11 protein-coding genes are annotated in these 18,738 nt (G+C 55.7%); 7 read left to right on the top strand and 4 right to left on the bottom strand.

Annotation, left to right across the window (positions count from 1 at the left end; all coding sequences use genetic code 11):
* Position 1 precedes the first annotated feature (1 nt).
* From mukF to MC50_RS17330, 6 genes are all read left to right on the top strand, one after another.
* The gene (gene mukF, locus MC50_RS17300) at positions 2-1,324 is read left to right on the top strand and encodes a chromosome partition protein MukF (protein ID WP_032688584.1); all 1,323 of its coding nucleotides are present in this window, start codon (positions 2-4) and stop codon (positions 1,322-1,324) included.
* A complete protein-coding gene (gene mukE, locus MC50_RS17305; RefSeq protein ID WP_047664517.1) occupies positions 1,305-2,009 on the top strand; it encodes a chromosome partition protein MukE in 705 nt (234 codons plus the stop codon). The genes mukF and mukE overlap by 20 nt, the downstream gene beginning before the upstream one ends.
* A complete protein-coding gene (gene mukB / locus MC50_RS17310; RefSeq protein ID WP_047664519.1) occupies positions 2,009-6,457 on the top strand; it encodes a chromosome partition protein MukB in 4,449 nt (1,482 codons plus the stop codon). The genes mukE and mukB overlap by 1 nt, the downstream gene beginning before the upstream one ends.
* 184 nt (positions 6,458-6,641) lie before the next feature.
* Complete coding sequence (gene ldtD, locus MC50_RS17315) at positions 6,642-8,432, top strand: L,D-transpeptidase (protein ID WP_047664521.1); 1,791 nt, start codon at positions 6,642-6,644, stop codon at positions 8,430-8,432.
* 180 nt (positions 8,433-8,612) lie between these two features.
* On the top strand, positions 8,613-9,164 hold the full coding sequence (locus MC50_RS17325) for a DUF882 domain-containing protein (RefSeq protein ID WP_015584788.1): 552 nt from the start codon (positions 8,613-8,615) through the stop codon (positions 9,162-9,164).
* A gap of 13 nt (positions 9,165-9,177) precedes the next feature.
* Positions 9,178-9,825 (top strand): MBL fold metallo-hydrolase, encoded by a 648-nt coding sequence (locus MC50_RS17330; RefSeq protein WP_032688580.1) that lies wholly within the window; start codon positions 9,178-9,180, stop codon positions 9,823-9,825.
* 59 nt (positions 9,826-9,884) lie between these two features.
* Here the strand turns inward: MC50_RS17330 and aspC are convergent, their stop codons facing one another.
* The 4 genes from aspC to pncB all read right to left on the bottom strand — a co-directional run bounded on the left by aspC (position 9,885) and on the right by pncB (position 15,714).
* Positions 9,885-11,075 (bottom strand): aspartate transaminase, encoded by a 1,191-nt coding sequence (gene aspC, locus MC50_RS17335; protein WP_032695670.1) that lies wholly within the window; start codon positions 11,073-11,075, stop codon positions 9,885-9,887.
* A 183-nt stretch (positions 11,076-11,258) separates the two neighbouring features.
* Entirely contained in the window at positions 11,259-12,341 is a 1,083-nt protein-coding gene (locus MC50_RS17340) for a porin (protein WP_032688579.1), read from the bottom strand.
* 592 nt (positions 12,342-12,933) lie between these two features.
* Complete coding sequence (gene asnS / locus MC50_RS17345; protein WP_004860113.1) at positions 12,934-14,334, bottom strand: asparagine--tRNA ligase; 1,401 nt, start codon at positions 14,332-14,334, stop codon at positions 12,934-12,936.
* 177 nt (positions 14,335-14,511) lie between these two features.
* Positions 14,512-15,714: a nicotinate phosphoribosyltransferase gene (pncB, locus tag MC50_RS17350; RefSeq protein WP_047664523.1), complete on the bottom strand. Its 1,203-nt coding sequence runs from the start codon at positions 15,712-15,714 to the stop codon at positions 14,512-14,514.
* Positions 15,715-16,044: 330 nt separating this feature from the next.
* Between pncB and pepN the strand changes: the two genes are divergently transcribed.
* Positions 16,045-18,660 carry an aminopeptidase N gene (pepN, locus tag MC50_RS17355; RefSeq protein ID WP_047664527.1) on the top strand — a complete coding sequence of 872 codons (2,616 nt, stop codon included), beginning with the start codon at positions 16,045-16,047 and terminating at the stop codon, positions 18,658-18,660.
* The last annotated feature ends 78 nt before the right edge of the window (positions 18,661-18,738 follow it).

An 18,738-nucleotide genomic window follows, 5' to 3' on the forward strand; every position in this document is an offset into this window, starting at 1 on the left:
TATGAGTGAATTTTCCCAGACAGTCCCCGAACTGGTTGCCTGGGCCAGAAAAAATGATTTTTCTATTTCGCTGCCGGTAGACAGACTCTCGTTTCTGCTGGCGGTTGCTACGCTGAACGGCGAGCGGCTCGAAGGGGAAATGACCGAGGGAGAACTGGTGGATGCGTTCCGCCACGTCAGTGATGCGTTTGAGCAGACCAGCGAAACCATCAGCCAGCGCGCCAATAATGCGATCAATGATATGGTGCGCCAACGTCTGCTGAACCGCTTTACCAGCGAAATCACGGAAGGCAACGCGATTTATCGCCTGACGCCGTTGGGTATCGGTATTACCGACTACTATATTCGGCAACGCGAATTTTCCACTCTGCGTCTGTCGATGCAGCTGTCGATCGTCGCCGGCGAGCTCAAGCGCGCAGCCGACTCGGCAGAAGAGGGCGGCGATGAGTTTCACTGGCATCGCAACGTCTTTGCGCCGCTGAAATATTCGGTTGCGGAGATTTTCGACAGTATCGATCTGACGCAGCGCATCATGGATGAGCAGCAGCAGCTGGTCAAAGATGATATCGCTCAGCTGCTGAACAAAGACTGGCGCGCGGCGATCTCCAGCTGTGAGCTGCTGCTGTCAGAAACCTCCGGCACCCTGCGCGAGCTGCAGGATACGCTGGATGCCGCAGGTGATAAACTGCAGGCTAACCTGCTGAGAATTCAGGATGCGACAATTGCGCGCGACGACCTGCATTTTGTCGACCGCTTAGTCTTCGATCTGCAAAGTAAACTGGACCGTATCGTCAGCTGGGGGCAGCAGGCTATCGACCTGTGGATCGGTTACGATCGCCATGTGCACAAATTTATCCGTACCGCTATCGATATGGATAAAAACCGTGTCTTCGCCCAGCGTCTGCGTCAGTCGATCCAGACCTACTTTGACGCCCCGTGGGCGTTGACTCACGCCAGCGCCGATCGTCTGCTGGATATGCGCGATGAAGAGATGGCGCTGCGTGACGAAGAGGTCACCGGGGAGCTCCCGGCGGATCTGGAATACGAAGAGTTTAACGAAATTCGCGAGCAGCTCGCCGCGCTAATTGAAGCGCAGCTGGTGGTTTACAAAGACAAAGGCGTCCCGCTGGACCTTGGTCTGGTGGTGCGCGAATATCTGGCGCAGTATCCGCGAGCTCGCCATTTTGATGTGGCGCGAATCGTCGTCGATCAGGCGGTACGCCTGGGCGTCGCACAAGCAGATTTCACCGGACTGCCGGCAAAATGGCAGCCGATTAATGATTACGGAGCCAAGGTACAGGCGCATGTCATCGACAAATATTGAACAAGTGATGCCAGTTAAACTGGCGCTGGCGTTGGGCAATCCGTTATTTCCGGCGCTGGATAGCGCCCTGCGAGCAGGCCGTCATATCGGCCTGGACGAACTGGATAATCACGCATTTTTGATGGATTTCCAGGATTACCTGGAAGAGTTTTACGCGCGTTATAACGTTGAGCTGATTCGCGCGCCGGAAGGGTTTTTCTATCTGCGCCCGCGCTCCACGACGCTGATTCCGCGCTCGGTGCTCTCCGAGCTGGATATGATGGTCGGCAAAATTCTTTGCTACCTCTATCTCAGCCCGGAACGGCTGGCCAACGAAGAGATCTTTACCCAGCAGGAGCTTTACGACGAGCTTCTGACCCTGGCGGACGAGGCTAAACTGCTGAAGCTGGTGAATAACCGTTCTACCGGGTCCGATCTCGACCGCCAGAAGCTGCAGGAAAAAATGCGCGCGTCGCTCAACCGTCTGCGCCGCCTGGGCATGGTCTGGTTTATGGGCCATGACAGCAGCAAATTTCGTATCACCGAGTCGGTCTTCCGCTTCGGTGCTGACGTTCGCGTCGGCGACGATCCGCGTGAGGCGCAGCTGCGCATGATTCGCGACGGCGAAGCGATGGCGCTGGAAAACCATCTGCGGCTCCATGACGAGAATGAAGAGAATCAGCCGGATAGCGGGGAGGAAGAGTAATGATTGAACGCGGTAAATTTCGCTCGCTGACGCTGGTTAACTGGAACGGTTTTTTTGCCCGCACCTTTGATCTGGATGAGCTGGTCACCACCCTCTCCGGCGGCAACGGCGCCGGGAAATCGACCACCATGGCGGCTTTCGTCACGGCGCTGATTCCGGATCTGACCCTGCTGCACTTCCGTAACACCACCGAAGCGGGCGCCACCAGCGGTTCGCGCGATAAAGGTCTGCACGGGAAGCTGCGGGCCGGGGTGTGTTATTCGGTACTGGACGTGGTCAACTCGCACCACCAGCGCGTGGTCGTGGGCGTGCGCCTGCAGCAGATCGCCGGTCGCGATCGTAAAGTGGATATCAAGCCGTTTGCTATCCAGGGACTGCCGATGTCCATTCAGCCGACCCAGCTGTTGACGGAAACCCTTAACGAGCGCCAGGCGCGCGTGCTGAGCCTCAACGAGCTGAAAGACAAGCTTGAAGAGATGGAAGGGGTGCAGTTCAAGCAGTTCAACTCGATAACCGATTATCACTCGCTGATGTTCGATCTGGGCGTTGTCGCGCGTCGTCTGCGTTCGGCCTCCGACCGCAGCAAATACTATCGCCTGATTGAAGCCTCGCTGTACGGCGGGATCTCCAACACCATTACCCGCTCGCTGCGCGACTACCTGCTGCCGGAAAACAGCGGCGTGCGTAAAGCGTTCCAGGATATGGAAGCCGCGCTGCGCGAAAACCGCATGACGCTCGAAGCCATTCGCGTCACCCAGTCCGATCGCGACCTGTTTAAACACCTGATCAGCGAAGCGACGAACTATGTTGCGGCGGACTATATGCGTCACGCCAACGAACGTCGCGTGCATCTGGACAAAGCGCTGGAGTATCGTCGCGATCTCTTTACCTCGCGGGCGCAGCTGGCGGCAGAGCAGTATAAGCACGTCGATATGGCCCGTGAACTGCAGGAACATAACGGCGCTGAAGGCGATTTGGAAGCCGATTATCAGGCGGCCAGCGACCACCTGAATCTGGTTCAAACCGCGCTGCGCCAGCAGGAAAAAATCGAGCGCTATGAAGCGGATCTCGATGAACTGCAGATTCGTCTTGAAGAGCAGAATGAAGTCGTCGCCGAAGCGACCGATTTGCAGGAAGAGAACGAAGCCCGCGCAGAGGCCGCTGAACTGGAAGTGGATGAGCTGAAAAGCCAGCTCGCCGACTACCAGCAGGCGCTGGATGTGCAGCAGACCCGTGCCATTCAGTACAACCAGGCGCTGCAGGCGCTGGAACGTGCGAAGGCGCTGTGTCATTTACCGGATTTAACGCCGGAAAGCGCCGACGAATGGCTGGAAACATTCCAGGCCAAAGAGCAAGAAGCGACGGAAAAAATGCTGTCGCTGGAACAAAAAATGAGCGTGGCGCAGACCGCCCACGGTCAGTTTGAGCAGGCTTACCAGCTGGTGGCGGCCATCAACGGCCCGCTGGCGCGTAATGAGGCCTGGGACGTGGCGCGCGAGCTGCTGCGCGATGGCGTCAATCAGCGTCACCTCGCCGGGCAGGCACAAGGGTTGCGCAGCCGTCTGACCGAGCTGGAACAACGTCTGCGCGAGCAGCAGGATGCCGAACGCCAGCTGAGTGAATTCTGCAAGCGTCAGGGTAAACGCTACGAGATCGACGATCTGGAAGCGCTGCATCAGGAGCTGGAAGCGCGCATCGCCTCCTTGTCCGACAGCGTCTCTTCTGCCAGTGAACAGCGCATGAACCTGCGTCAGGAACTGGAGCAGCTGCAGTCGCGCACTCAGTCTCTGCTGCGTCGGGCGCCGATCTGGCTGGCCGCGCAAAATAGCCTCAACCAGCTCTGCGAGCAGAGCGGTGAGCAGTTTGAATCAAGCCAGGATGTCACTGAATATCTCCAGCAGCTGCTGGAGCGCGAGCGCGAAGCCATCGTCGAACGTGACGAAGTGGGCGCCCGTAAACGCGCCATCGACGAAGAGATCGAGCGCCTCAGCCAGCCGGGAGGGTCTGAAGATCCCCGTCTGAACGCCTTGGCTGAACGTTTTGGTGGCGTACTGCTGTCGGAAATTTATGACGATGTCAGCCTTGAAGACGCCCCGTACTTTTCCGCGCTGTATGGCCCGTCGCGTCACGCGATCGTGGTACCCAATCTGGCGCAGATCGCCGAACAGCTGGAAGGGCTGGAAGATTGCCCGGAAGATCTCTATCTGATCGAGGGCGATCCGCAATCCTTCGATGACAGCGTATTCAGCGTCGATGAGCTGGAAAAAGCGGTTGTCGTTAAGGTAGCCGATCGCCAGTGGCGCTACTCGCGTTTCCCGACCCTGCCGCTGTTTGGCCGCGCCGCGCGTGAAAGCCGCATCGAGAGTCTGCATGCCGAGCGTGAGGATCTGTCAGAGCGTTTTGCGACCCTCTCTTTTGACGTGCAGAAAACGCAGCGTCAGCACCAGGCCTTCAGCCGCTTTATCGGCAGCCATCTGGCCGTCGCGTTTGAAGACGATCCGGAAGAAGAGATCCGTAAGCTCAACAGCCGCCGCGGCGAGCTGGAGCGCGCGCTCAACGCGCACGAAAGCGACAACCAGCAGAACCGGGTGCAGTTTGAGCAGGCGAAAGAGGGGGTTTCTGCCCTTAACCGCCTGCTGCCGCGCCTTAACCTGCTGGCGGACGATACGCTGGCCGACCGCGTTGACGAAATTCAGGAACGGCTGGATGAAGCCCAGGAAGCGGCGCGCTTTATTCAACAGTATGGCAATCAGCTGGCGAAACTGGAGCCGATCGTTTCCGTCCTGCAGAGCGACCCGGAACAGTTTGAACAGCTGAAAGAAGACTATGCCTATGCGCAGCAGATGCAGCGCGATGCACGTCAGCAGGCGTTTGCGCTGAGCGAAGTGGTTCAGCGTCGTGCCCACTTCAGCTATTCCGATTCGGCGGAAATGCTGAACGGCAACAGCGATCTCAATGAAAAACTGCGTCAGCGCCTGGAGCAGGCGGAGGCTGAACGCAGCCGCGCCCGCGACGCGATGCGTACCCATTCCGCGCAGCTGAACCAGTACAATCAGGTGCTGGCGTCGCTGAAAAGCTCCTTTGATACCAAAAAAGAGCTGCTGAGCGATCTGTACAAAGAGCTGCAGGATATCGGCGTACGCGCCGACAGCGGTGCGGAAGAGCGTGCGCGTGCGCGCCGCGATCAGCTGCATACGCAGTTAAGCAACAACCGCTCACGCCGGAATCAGCTGGAAAAAGCGCTGACTTTCTGTGAAGCCGAAATGGACAACCTGACCCGCAGGCTGCGTAAACTTGAGCGCGACTACTGCGAAATGCGTGAGCAGGTAGTGAGCGCCAAGGCGGGCTGGTGTGCGGTTATGCGGCTGGTGAAAGATAACGGGGTCCAACGTCGTCTGCATCGCCGCGAGCTGGCCTACCTCTCCGCTGACGAGCTACGCTCGATGTCGGATAAAGCGCTGGGTGCGCTGCGTCTGGCCGTATCGGATAACGAACATCTGCGCGATGTGCTGCGTGTTTCCGAGGATCCGAAACGTCCTGAACGTAAAATTCAGTTCTTTGTCGCTGTCTACCAGCATCTGCGCGAGCGTATCCGTCAGGATATTATCCGCACCGACGACCCGGTAGAAGCGATTGAGCAGATGGAAATCGAACTGAGCCGTCTGACGGAAGAGTTGACCAACCGCGAGCAGAAGCTGGCCATCAGCTCCCGCAGCGTGGCCAACATTATTCGCAAAACGATCCAGCGTGAGCAGAACCGCATCCGGATGCTCAACCAGGGGCTGCAAAGCGTCTCCTTCGGCCAGGTCAACAGCGTGCGCTTGAATGTCAACGTGCGGGAAACCCACTCGACGCTGCTTGATGTGCTGTCCGAACAGCACGAGCAGCATCAGGATCTGTTTAACAGCAACCGCCTGAGCTTCTCGGAAGCGCTGGCGAAGCTGTATCAGCGTCTGAACCCGCAGATCGATATGGGGCAACGCACGCCGCAGACCATCGGCGAAGAGCTGCTCGACTACCGCAACTATCTGGAGATGGAAGTGGAAGTCAACCGCGGCTCCGACGGCTGGCTGCGCGCAGAATCCGGCGCGCTGTCCACCGGGGAAGCTATCGGTACCGGGATGTCGATTCTGGTGATGGTAGTACAGAGCTGGGAAGATGAGTCTCGTCGCCTGCGCGGCAAAGACCTGTCGCCGTGCCGTCTGCTGTTCCTTGATGAAGCGGCGCGTCTCGATGCCCGCTCTATCGCCACGCTGTTCGAGCTGTGCGAACGTCTGGAGATGCAGCTGATTATCGCGGCGCCGGAAAACATTAGCCCGGAAAAAGGCACCACCTATAAGCTAGTGCGTAAAGTGTTTAATAATCACGAACACGTCCACGTTGTCGGGCTGCGCGGTTTTGCCGCACAGTTGCCGGAAACGCTGCCTGGAACGGCGGATGCCTCTTAGCGGTCATCGATCGATAGATAAAAGGGCGACTTGATGTCGCCCTTTTTGTTATCGGATTCGCTAAGTTAACGCTTTATAATCTTTAAACTTCTTTACATTTGGGGAGGCAAAAGCTTTTGCGCCTCTATATACTGAGAGTAAAACCCGTTTTTACGGGCGGCAATGTGACAACAGGGGGCAAGGGATGTTGCTAAAAAAACGCTATGGTCGTCAATTGTCAGCGCTGAGTTTGAGCCTGGCATTTGCATTTGCTCCACTGTTTAATGCCCAGGCCGAAGAGCCTGAAATCGTACCCACAGACAGTTCTGCGACGATGGGGGAGCTGTCGTCTGCGCTTACCCAGAGCGATGGTCAGTCCGCGACGGTCGCGAAAATGGCCGGGGAACAGCCGCTGGCTGCCGGCGCCGCAGAAAAAAGTCGCGCCGCGATAACGGCACAGCTGCCGGCCGGCTATCAGCCCGTGTTTATGAACCCGCTGGTGTCGCTCTATGCGGCCAGAGATATGAAGCCGATGTGGGAGAACCGCGGGGCGGTTCAGGCTTTTCAGCAGCAGCTGGCTGAGGTCGCCATCGCCGGTTTTCAGCCGCAATTTACCACTTGGGTAAGTCTGCTGACCGATCCGGCGGTGAGCGGTATGGCTCGCGACATCGTGCTCTCCGACGCCATGATGGGATACCTGCATTTTATCAGCGGTATTCCGGTGCAGGGGAACCGTTGGCTGTACGGAACGAAGCCGTACACCATGGCGACCCCGCCGCTGTCGGTGATTAACCAGTGGCAGCTGGCGCTGGATAATGGCTCTCTGGTGCCGTTTATTGCCGGACTGGCGCCGAAGCATCCGCAGTATGAGGCGATGCATCGGGCGCTGCTGGCGCTGGTGGCCGATTCCCGTCCGTGGCCGCAGCTGACCAGCAACGCGTCGCTACGTCCGGGAGAGTGGAGTAACGACATTGGCGCGCTGCGCGAAATTTTACAGCGCAACGGTATGCTTGATGATTCTGCGAAAATTGCTCTGCCGGGGGATGTTGTCAGTCCTTCTGCCGGGAAGAAGAGTAAAACCGCGACGCGCGGCGTCTACGATCGCCAGCTTGTTGAGGGCGTTAAGCGCTTCCAGGCCTGGCAGGGGCTGGGCGCCGATGGCGTGATTGGTCAATCCACCCGTGACTGGCTCAACGTTTCCGCGGCCCAGCGCGCCGGCGTGCTGGCGCTGAACATTCAGCGCTTGCGTCTGCTGCCGGGAAAACTGTCTACCGGCATCATGGTCAATATTCCGGCCTTCTCGCTGGTCTATTACCAGGATGGTAGCCAGGTGCTGGCATCGCGAGTGATTGTCGGGCGGCCGGATCGTAAAACGCCGATGATGAGCAGCGCGCTAAACAACGTGGTGGTTAACCCGCCGTGGAACGTACCGCCGACGCTGGCGCGCAAAGATATCCTGCCGAAGGTGCGTAACGATCCGGGCTATCTTGAGCAGCATGGTTACACCGTGATGCGCGGCTGGAACAGCAAAGAGGCTATCGACCCGTATCGGGTTGACTGGTCGACGATCACCGAAAACAATCTGCCGTTCCGTTTTCAGCAGGCGCCTGGCGCGCGTAACTCATTGGGGCGCTATAAGTTTAATATGCCCAGCTCCGATGCTATCTATCTGCACGATACGCCGAACCACAATCTGTTCCAGAAAGACGTGCGGGCCTTAAGCTCCGGCTGCGTGCGGGTCAACAAAGCCTCGGAGCTGGCGAATATGCTGCTGCAGGATGCCGGCTGGAACGACACGCGGATTTCCGATGCGCTCAAGCAGGGCGATACCCGCTATGTCAATATCCGCCAGAATATCCCGGTCAATCTCTATTACTTGACCGCCTTCGTCGATGCGGATGGCGGCATGCAATATCGCACAGATATTTACAATTACGATCTCACCGCGCGATCTGGCGCACAAATTCTGGCGAAAGCAGAACAATTAATCAGGTAAATGAAGTAGTTCAACGAATTTCGTTGTCCTAACTCTCAGTGAAAACAGGCCCTGTTCCTCTACAGGGCCCGTATTTACTGGGGTTAGGCTACCTTGACGTTGGCAATAATGCCCGGTAAGGTGCCTTTCGTGCGCCAGAAGTGCATATATTCGATTCATTTACTTGTAGACCTGATTATCATGGACAAATTTGACGCTAATCGCCGCAAATTGCTGGCGTTAGGTGGGGCTGCGCTCGGTGCTGCCGCCATTCTGCCTGCGCCGGCATTTGCTACCCTCTCGACCCCCCGACCGCGTATTCTGACGTTGAATAACCTGCATACTGGTGAATCACTCAAGGCGGAGTTTTTCGATGGCAGAGGCTATATTCAGGATGAATTAGCAAGGCTTAACCATTTTTTCCGTGATTTTCGCGCGAATAAAATTAAGCCAATCGATCCGAGTTTGTTTGATCAACTCTATCGTCTGCAGGGATTACTTGGTACCAATAAACCTGTTCAGCTTATCTCAGGCTATCGTTCCCTTGATACCAATGACGAGCTCCGTGCACGAAGCCGTGGTGTGGCGAAACATAGCTATCACACCAAGGGACAGGCAATGGATTTCCACATAGAAGGCATTTCGTTAAGCAATGTTCGCAAAGCGGCGTTATCTATGGGCGCAGGTGGTGTAGGATACTACCCACGTAGCAACTTTGTGCATATTGATACCGGTCCGGTCAGGCACTGGTAACGAAAGGAGCATCATGAACTATCGTATTATTCCGGTTACCGCGTTCGCTCAGAACTGTTCTTTAATCTGGTGCGAGCAAACCCGGCTCGCCGCGTTGGTCGATCCCGGCGGTGACGCTGAGCGAATCAAACAGGAAGTTGCGGCAGCAGGCGTCAGCCTGATGCAGATTTTGCTCACCCACGGTCATCTCGATCACGTTGGTGCGGCGGCCGAACTGGCACAACACTATGGCGTGCCGATTATCGGACCGGAAAAAGAAGATGAGTTCTGGCTGGAAGGTCTGCCGGCGCAAAGCCGGATGTTTGGTCTGGAGGATTGCCAGCCCTTGCAGCCGGACCGCTGGCTCAATGAAGGCGACGTCGTCAGCGTGGGGAACATTTCTCTGCAGGTGCTGCACTGTCCCGGGCATACGCCAGGACACGTGGTCTTTTTTGATGATGCTTCCCGGCTGCTGATTTCCGGCGATGTGATTTTTAAAGGTGGCGTTGGGCGCAGCGATTTCCCGCGCGGCGATCACGGTCAGCTGATTGATGCGATTAAACGTAAGTTATTGCCTTTGGGTGATGACGTGACGTTTATTCCCGGTCACGGGCCGATGTCGACGCTGGGCTATGAGCGTCTGCACAATCCTTTCCTGCAGGATGAAATGCCCGTCTGGTAATCACCGTGACGGGATATAAAAAAGGCCGCGGAAGCGGCCTTTTTTTGTCGGCTGCGAGATTACAGCACGGCGACAATCGCTTCACACAGTGGCGCCATATTATCTGGCGTCATGCCCGCAACGTTAATACGTCCGGAAGCCACGGCGTAAACCGCGAACTCTTCACGCAGACGCAGCACCTGCTCTTTGGTCAGGCCGCTGAACGAGAACATGCCGTTTTGCTTGATGATGAAAGAGAAGTCGCGGCTGGCCCCTTTTTCCTGCAGGGTATTGACGAACAGCAGACGCATACGCTGAATACGCTGGCGCATATCGGTCAGCTCTTGTTCCCAGATAGCACGCAGTGCATCGTTGCTGAGAATCGTCGCCACCACCGACGCACCGTGCGCAGGCGGGTTGGAGTAGTTCGCACGAATTGCCGACTTCATCTGAGTGAAGGCGCGGTCAACGGTCTCGGCATCTGCCGCAACCAGCGTGCAGGCACCCACGCGTTCGTTGTACAGGCCAAAGTTCTTCGAGTAGGAGCTCGCAACCAGCAGCTCTTTATGCAGCGCAACGAACGCGCGCAGACCTTCGGCATCTTCTTCCAGACCACGGGCAAAGCCCTGGTAGGCGAAGTCGAACAGCGGCAGCCAGCCTTTTTCAACGGACAGCTGCGCCAGCTGCTGCCACTGCTCCAGCGTAGGATCGATACCGGTTGGGTTATGGCAGCAGCCATGGAACAGAACCACGTCACCCGCCTGGGCTTCATTGAGGCTTGCCAGCATACCGTCGAAGTCGAGGGTATGGTTGGCCGCATCGTAATAGGCATATTCGCGAACTTCCAGGCCTGCGGAATTAAAGACGCTTTTGTGGTTCGGCCAGCTCGGGTTGCTTACCCAGACGCGTTTTACTGCGGTGTTCTTCGCCAGGAAGTCAGCGGCAACGCGCAGGGCGCCGGTGCCGCCAGGGGTTTGGGCGGTACGTGCGCGCTTATCGCTGATGATGGCGCTTCCTTTACCGAACAGCAGTTCCTGGGTGCAGCGACCAAATTCCGCAATACCGTCGATACCCAGATAGTTTTTTGTGGTTTCATTTTCCAGCAGATACTGTTCTGCTTTTTTAACGCTGGTCAGGACCGGGGTTTTACCCGTTTCATCTTTGTAAACACCAATCCCGAGGTTAATTTTAGTCGGGCGGTCATCGGCACGAAACAGATCGGCCAGTCCTAAAATGGGGTCGGCAGGGGCGGCAGTAATGTTCTCAAACATGACGAGGTTCCATTGTGATTACTGAGGGGATTTCGCTATCAGGGTAACGGGAGATTTACAAATTGCCAACCGTTTGCGACAAAAAGCGAGAAGGTTTTCGAAAGTTACGATCTTTATCTTAGTAATGTAGAAAAGCAGGACCGAAGTCCTGCTTTTTAGGCATATCACGAAGGGGTGTACTGATTAGAACTGGTAAACGATACCGACTGCAGCCTGGTCATCGGTGGCCACTTTAGCAGTTTCGGTATAGCTGTTGTCGTCCAGCAGGTTGAATTTGTATGCTGCGTAGACGTTCATGTTCTTGTTGAAGTAGTACCAGGTACCCACTTCGATGTATTTAACCAGGTCAGCATCGCCGCCGGAGAAACCGGTACGACCCTGCAGGTTTTTACCTTTAGTCTGAACGTAGCCGATGGACGGACGCAGACCGAAGTCGAACTGATACTGAGCAACGGCTTCGAAGTTCTGAGTTTTGCCAGCGAAGTAGTTCGCCTGGTTTTCCGGGGTCATGTTGTAGGTCTGAGAGTACATGACTGCTGCGTAGATGTTGTTGGCATCGTACTTAGCGGAGGTTGCCCATGCTTCAGCTTTGTCGCCGTTACCGTCAGCTTTCTGTGCGACGCTGCGGTTAGAAGAGGCGTAACCTGCAGACAGCGCGACACCGTTGTCAAATGCATAGGTCGCAGAGGTGCTGACGCCGTCGCCGTTTTGTTTCTGGATAGCACGGCTGCTGTCGTTTTTACCCTGGTACTGCAGCGCGAAGCTCAGACCGTCAACCAGACCAAAGAAGTCAGAGTTACGGTAGGTCGCTACGCCGTTGGTACGACCGGTCATGAAGTTGTCGGTGTAGTTCCAGCCGTCGCCGCCCCACTCAACCAGCATATCGGTTGCGGATTCAACGTCGTAGATAGCACCGTAGTTACGGCCGTAGTCGAATGAACCGTATTCACCCGCTTTCAGACCCGCGAAGGCCAGACGAGTTTTGGTACCCTGGGAACCTTCAACGTTGGACGCATCCATGTTGTATTCCCACTGGCCGTAACCGGTCAGCTGATCGTTGATCTGGGTTTCGCCTTTCAGGCCGATACGTGCATAGGTGGTGTCGCTGCTGTTGGTGTCACCATTGGTGGTCCAGACGTGCTCACCAACCATTTTCCCGTAGAAGTCCAGTTTGTTGCCGTTTTTGTTATAGATTTCTGCAGCGTTAGCTGCGCCGGCTACCAGCAGGGCAGGGATTACCACTGCCAGAATATTGCGCTTCATCATTATTTATTACCCTCATTAATATTTTTTATATGAACACTTGCCACTGCCGCCAATAAATTCCGTCAATAAAAATTTACAGAACTATTGATGATAGTTTGGTGTCTGAAGGCATCTTTCCATCCGCGCCAGCGTTTCGCTAGCCGGAAAATGCTACCAATGTCGCATATGAGTAACAATAAGAAAAAGTATGTAACTAAATGTGTATTTTCTGGAACTTTGTGAACTCAATCAAAATTCCGTTCCACTTTGCTCGTAAAACAAACAGACTATATATATCTATATGAATTAATTATGATTAATTTAGATAAAGACCCGTTTGTGCATTTTATGTCTGCATTTCGCTTTTTTTTCGCTCAGCATTTGTCTTTACATCTTGTGCTGCGTGAGGTTAAAAAATGAACAAAATTATCAGGCATTTCGTCGATGAATGAACATAAGGTGCGGTTTGCGGGATGAGAAGAAGTCGTAATAGTGAGTAACATAAATGTGAACTGGAAGGGTTGATGTTTAAATTTCTTGATATTCATTAACAGAGCCTGACATAAAAAAAGGCCAGCTTACGCTGGCCTTCGGCAATGATAAGAAAAATTAATCAGAATGTGGCGTTGCGTGGAGTCCGCGGGAACGGGATCACATCACGCACGTTTTGTACGCCGGTGACATAGGCGATCAGACGCTCAAAGCCCAGGCCAAAGCCGGAGTGCGGTACGGTGCCGTAACGACGCAGGTCGCGGTACCACCAGTAGTCTTCTTTATTAAGACCCATCTCCGCCATACGCGCGTCAAGCACATCCAGGCGCTCTTCACGCTGGGAACCCCCGATGATTTCACCGATGCCAGGCGCCAGAACGTCCATGGCGGCGACGGTTTTACCGTCTTCATTAAGGCGCATATAGAACGCCTTAATGTCTTTCGGATAGTTTTTCACGACGACCGGCGCTTTGAAGTGTTCTTCAGCCAGGTAGCGCTCGTGCTCGGAAGAGAGGTCCACGCCCCAGTAAACCGGGTTTTCAAACTGCTTACCGCAGTTTTCCAGAATGGTGACGGCGTCGGTGTAATCGACCTGAGCGAAGTCGGCATCAATAAAGCGCTCCAGGCGGGAAACGGCTTCTTTGTCCACGCGCTCGGCAAAGAACTTCATATCGTCCGCGCGTTCTTCCAGTACCGCCTTGAAGACGTATTTCAGCATGGCTTCCGCCAGGCCTGCGACGTCGTTCAGGTTGGCAAACGCGACTTCCGGTTCCAGCATCCAGAACTCCGCGAGGTGGCGGCTGGTGTTGGAGTTTTCGGCGCGGAAGGTTGGGCCAAAGGTGTAGATTTTAGACAGCGCACAGGCATAGGTCTCACCGTTCAACTGGCCGGATACGGTCAGGAACGACTCTTTACCAAAGAAGTCTTTATCGAAATCTACTTTGCCCTGATCGTTACGCGGCAGGTTTTCCAGATCCAGCGTAGAGACACGGAACATTTCACCCGCGCCCTCGGTATCGGAGGCGGTAATCAGCGGCGTGGAAACCCAGAAGAAGCCCTGCTCATCAAAGAAGCGATGCAGCGCTTGTGCCAGGGTATGACGCACGCGGGCGACCGCGCCAATCAGGTTGGTACGCGGACGCAGGTGCGCAACTTCACGCAGATACTCGATGCTGTGACGCTTAGCGGCCATCGGATAGGTATCCGGATCTTCTACCCAACCTGTCACTTCAACGTGGCTGGCCTGGATTTCAAAACTTTGACCCTGGCCTTGAGATGCCACGATTTTACCCGTAATGACGACCGAGCAGCCGGTGGTCAGGCGCAGCACTTCCTGATTGTAATTGGGCAGAGAATTATTAATAACGGCCTGTACAGGATCAAAGCAGGAACCGTCATAGACGGCCAGGAAGGAAAAGCCAGCTTTTGAATCTCGGCGGGTACGTACCCATCCGCGCACGGTGACTTCGCTGTCAACGGCAACACGGCCCTGGAGTACGTCGGCTACAGGCACAACGCTCATAATAGTCTCTCTATTCGTAGTCCAATAAAAAAATCTGTTTCCCCCGATAATGGGGGATATCTATGTTACCTGTCATCTTCCATCAGACAAGCAGATTTCGCACCATCAAGGGGAGTTTTCGGAAATAAATAAAGAACAAGGAGCCAGAGCGGCTCCTTGCGATGATGAATGTGGTGATTAACTGGCCTTTTTCACCGGCGGAAGGTCAAAGGCTTTACGCAGTGCCCGGACAAACGCCTTGTCGTGGCAGATAGTTTTCCCCGGGCTGTCGGAGAGTTTCGCGACCGGCTTACCGTTACATTCCACCAGCTTTATCACGATGTTTAGCGGTTTAACCTGTGGAATGTCGCAGGTTAAACGCGTACCAATGCCGAAGCTCAGATTGACCCGCGAAGAGAAGTGGCGATAGAGATCGACGGCTTTTGCCAGATCGAGGTTATCGGAAAAGACCAGCACTTTACTCATGGGGTCGATCTCCAGCTTCTGGTAATGCGCGATGGCTTTTTCGCCCCACTCGACAGGGTCGCCGGAATCGTGGCGCAGCCCCTGGTAGCGGCTGGCAAACTCCGGGCCGAAATCGCGCAGGAAAGCGTCCATGGTAATGCAGTCGGTGAGGGCGATGCCGAGTTTGTCAGGATACTCTTCCAGCCAGGCTGCCAGCGCCGCGCGCTGGCTGTTGGCTAAACTGGGGCTGATTTGCTGATGCGCCTGGAACCATTCATGCGCCTGAGTGCCCATTGGCGTCAGATGAAGACGGCGAGCCAGATCGTAGTTGCTGGTACCGATAAACCACGGCTCCTGCTGCAGACGTTCGACGATGGCCTGCTGCACTTCACGCGAGAAGCGACGGCGGGTGCCGAAGTCCATCAGACGGAAGTGGCTGAGATCGAGGTCGGCGGTGAGTTGCGCAAAATCAGCCAGCTTGTGTTCGAGGGTTTCCAGCGCTAAATCGACGCTGATTTCCGGCGAGCGATAATGATGGACCAGCTCGCTAATCACCGCCAGCAGCGGAACTTCCCACATGATGACTTCACGCCATGGACCGGACAGGCGAATATTCAGCTTGCCGTTTTCATTGTTGACGGTGACCTGGCCCGGGTCATAACGGAAGTCGCGTAGCCAGTCGAGATAATCCTGGGAAAAGAACGGCAGGGTAGACAACCAGTGATATTCATCGTCCTGCAGCTTCAGGTCGCGCATGGTTTCAACCTGCTCGCGAATTGCGTCGGCGTAGATCCCGAGCAGATCGTCCCCGCGGCAGCGGAACTCCGCCGCAACGTGTACATCGCCGTAGCGGTGGAAGACAGCCTGCTGCATGTGCAGCTTGTAGGCGTCCGTATCGAGCAGCGAGTGCAGTACAGGAGAAGTGAATTGTGTCATGGTGCGCAGTAGCGTCCTCTCACTGGAGCGTTTCCATCAAAAACCGAAGCAGAAAAAAGGAGGCGGAGTATACCTTTATTACCCGACTCTGTCCCGCAGTGACGGTCGATGGCGACGCTGACGGTCATTTGCGAGGCCTAGTTTAATATATTGAACAGGGATCACACCACAAGCTTTGCACCGGGTCGAGCGCATTTCGTGCCTCTTGTGTTATCAATATGTAGCAATTTTCGTGTTTAGCGTTGAAAAGATGAAGATTCTGCATAGCGCGATCTACGCAACAGGAATAGACTGGGTTTGACACTTTATGGAACATGCTAAAGGTTTTTTATGACACAACAGCCCCAAGCCAAATACCGCCACGACTACCGTGTGCCGGATTATCTGATTAGCGATATCGATTTGACCTTTGACCTGGATGCCGAGAAAACCGTGGTTACGGCTGAGAGCAAAGTCTCCCGTCACGCGGCGGCGTCCGATGCGCCGTTGCGTCTGGATGGCGAAGACCTGACGTTGGTCTCCCTGCAGGTGGATGGCCAGCCGTGGAGCAACTATAAAGAAGAAAATAACCAGCTGGCGATCGGCGGATTACCGGAACATTTCACCCTGACCATCGTCAATGAAATCAGCCCGGCGGCGAATACGGCCCTGGAAGGTCTCTATCAGTCTGGCGAAGCCCTGTGCACCCAGTGCGAGGCGGAAGGTTTCCGTCACATTACCTGGTACCTGGATCGTCCGGATGTGCTGGCCCGCTTCACAACCAAAATTATCGCCGACAAAACGAAATACCCGTTCCTGCTCTCCAACGGCAACCGCGTGGCGCAGGGCGAGCTGGATAACGGTCGTCACTGGATCCAGTGGCAGGATCCGTTCCCGAAACCGTGCTATCTCTTTGCGCTGGTGGCCGGCGACTTCGACGTATTGCGCGATACCTTCAAAACCCGTTCCGGACGTGAAGTGGCGCTGGAGCTGTTCGTTGACCGCGGCAATCTCGACCGCGCGCCGTGGGCGATGACCTCGCTGAAGAACTCGATGAAATGGGACGAAACCCGTTTTGGTCTCGAGTACGACCTCGACATCTATATGATTGTCGCCGTCGACTTCTTTAATATGGGGGCGATGGAGAACAAAGGGCTAAACGTCTTTAACTCCAAATACGTACTGGCCCGTACCGATACCGCAACCGATAAAGATTATCTCGATATTGAACGCGTCATCGGCCACGAATACTTCCATAACTGGACCGGTAACCGCGTGACCTGCCGCGACTGGTTCCAGCTGAGCCTGAAAGAAGGGCTGACCGTGTTCCGCGATCAGGAGTTCAGCTCCGATCTCGGTTCGCGCGCGGTGAACAGGATTAACAACGTGCGCACCATGCGCGGTCTGCAGTTCGCTGAGGATGCCAGCCCGATGGCCCATCCGATACGCCCGGATAGCGTTATCGAGATGAATAACTTCTATACCCTGACGGTGTATGAGAAGGGCGCCGAAGTGATCCGCATGCTCCATACGCTGCTGGGCGAAGAGAATTTCCAGAAAGGGATGCAGCTGTACTTCGAGCGCCACGACGGCAGCGCCGCCACCTGCGACGATTTTGTCCAGGCGATGGAGGATGCCTCTAACGTCGACCTGTCGCATTTCCGTCGTTGGTACAGCCAGTCCGGCACGCCGGTGGTGAGCGTCCATGACGACTACAATCCGGAAACCGAGCAGTATACGTTGACCATCAGCCAGCGTACGCCGCCGACCGCGGAACAGCCGGAGAAACAGCCGCTGCACATTCCTTTCGATATCGAACTGTATGATAACGAAGGGAAGGTGATCCCGCTGCAGAAAGGGGGCCATCCGGTGCATCACGTGCTGAATGTGACCCAGAGCGAGCAGACTTTTGTGTTCGACAACGTCTACTTCCAGCCGGTACCGGCGCTGCTGTGTGAGTTTTCCGCCCCGGTGAAGCTGGAATATAAATGGAGCGACCAGCAGCTCACCTTCCTGATGCGCCACGCGCGCAATGACTTCTCCCGCTGGGATGCCGCGCAGAGCCTGCTGGCAACCTACATCAAGCTGAACGTCAACCGCCATCAGCAGGGCCAGCCGCTGTCGCTGCCGGTTCACGTCGCCGATGCGTTCCGTGCGATTTTGCTGGATGAGAAGATCGATCCGGCGCTGGCGGCTGAAATTCTGACGTTGCCTTCCGCCAATGAAATCGCTGAGCTGTTTGCGATAATCGACCCGATCGCCATTGCGGCGGTTCGCGAAGCGTTGACCCGCACGCTTGCAAAAGAGCTGGCGGACGAGTTCCTCGCGGTTTACAACGTCAACAAGCTGGCGAGCTATCGCGTGGAACACGCCGATATCGGCAAGCGTTCACTGCGCAATACCTGCCTGCGCTATCTGGCGTTTGGTGAAGTTGCGCTGGCGGATAAGCTGGTCGTCGCCCAGTATCATCAGGCCGACAACATGACCGACGCGCTGGCTGCACTGTCGGCCGCGGTCGCCGCGCAGCTGCCTTGCCGCGATACCCTGATGCAGGAGTATGACGACAAATGGCACCAGGACGGCCTGGTCATGGATAAATGGTTTATCCTGCAGTCCACCAGCCCGGCGGACAATGTTCTTGAGACGGTTCGCGGCCTGCTGAATCACCGCTCGTTTAGTATGAGCAACCCGAACCGCGTACGCTCGCTGATTGGCGCGTTTGCCGGCAGTAACCCGGCGGCATTCCACGCCGAAGATGGCAGCGGCTATCAGTTCATGGTGGAGATGCTGACCGAACTCAACAGCCGCAACCCGCAGGTGGCGTCCCGGTTGATTGAGCCGTTGATTCGACTGAAACGCTACGATGCTAAACGCCAGGCGCTGATGCGCGCGGCGCTGGAGCAGTTGAAAGGTCTGGAGAATCTCTCCGGGGATCTGTTCGAGAAAATCAGTAAGGCGCTGGCGTAACGGGGCAGGACTCCCGGATAACGGCGCGGATGCGCCTTATCCGGGTTATTCACAACCTCGGGCCGTCGCCCCGGCAGG

Source organism: Klebsiella planticola (genome assembly GCF_000783935.2).
Lineage (GTDB): Bacteria > Pseudomonadota > Gammaproteobacteria > Enterobacterales > Enterobacteriaceae > Klebsiella > Klebsiella planticola.

What these genes read in the sequence shown, in the direction of transcription:
- pepN (WP_047664527.1), top strand. Translation starts at nt 16,045, where the DNA reads ATGACACAACAGCCCCAAGCCAAATACCGCCACGACTACCGTGTGCCG.
- mukE (WP_047664517.1), top strand. Translation starts at nt 1,305, where the DNA reads ATGTCATCGACAAATATTGAACAAGTGATGCCAGTTAAACTGGCGCTG.
- MC50_RS17330 (WP_032688580.1), top strand. Translation starts at nt 9,178, where the DNA reads ATGAACTATCGTATTATTCCGGTTACCGCGTTCGCTCAGAACTGTTCT.
- MC50_RS17340 (WP_032688579.1), bottom strand. Translation starts at nt 12,341, where the DNA reads ATGATGAAGCGCAATATTCTGGCAGTGGTAATCCCTGCCCTGCTGGTA.
- mukB (WP_047664519.1), top strand. Translation starts at nt 2,009, where the DNA reads ATGATTGAACGCGGTAAATTTCGCTCGCTGACGCTGGTTAACTGGAAC.
- pncB (WP_047664523.1), bottom strand. Translation starts at nt 15,714, where the DNA reads ATGACACAATTCACTTCTCCTGTACTGCACTCGCTGCTCGATACGGAC.
- asnS (WP_004860113.1), bottom strand. Translation starts at nt 14,334, where the DNA reads ATGAGCGTTGTGCCTGTAGCCGACGTACTCCAGGGCCGTGTTGCCGTT.
- aspC (WP_032695670.1), bottom strand. Translation starts at nt 11,075, where the DNA reads ATGTTTGAGAACATTACTGCCGCCCCTGCCGACCCCATTTTAGGACTG.
- ldtD (WP_047664521.1), top strand. Translation starts at nt 6,642, where the DNA reads ATGTTGCTAAAAAAACGCTATGGTCGTCAATTGTCAGCGCTGAGTTTG.
- MC50_RS17325 (WP_015584788.1), top strand. Translation starts at nt 8,613, where the DNA reads ATGGACAAATTTGACGCTAATCGCCGCAAATTGCTGGCGTTAGGTGGG.
- mukF (WP_032688584.1), top strand. Translation starts at nt 2, where the DNA reads ATGAGTGAATTTTCCCAGACAGTCCCCGAACTGGTTGCCTGGGCCAGA.